The sequence below is a fragment of the Fructilactobacillus sp. X2R1C1 genome (genome assembly GCF_059901435.1).
In genome coordinates, this window is record NZ_JBWXUV010000059.1 from 1 (window position 1) to 326 (window position 326).

1 protein-coding gene is annotated in these 326 nt (G+C 32.5%); it reads left to right on the forward strand.

Annotated features, from left to right (window positions below; translation table 11 throughout):
• The coding region (locus AC6UDG_RS07495; RefSeq protein ID WP_500706960.1) for an ATP-binding protein at positions 1–326 on the forward strand (326 nt) is incomplete at both ends.

The window sequence follows — 326 nt, forward strand, 5'->3', positions numbered from 1 at the left end:
GAAGATGAATATACATTAAATTATGCTCCAAGTGTGGTTCAGTCTTTAGGCGTTGGATTATATAAACAACTCCCTGCAGCTTTGAATGAACTTATAACAAATTCTTGGGATGCTGATGCTCATAAAGTTACTATAGACATTGATTATAGTAATAAAACTATTACCATTTCTGATGATGGAATTGGAATGTCATACGAAGACTTAAATAATGAATTTTTACTAGTTTCAAGAAACAGAAGATTGCAACCTAAAAATGGCAATGTATCACCTTCAGGAAGACTAGTAACTGGGAGAAAAGGTTTAGGAAAGTTGGCTTTATTTGGAAT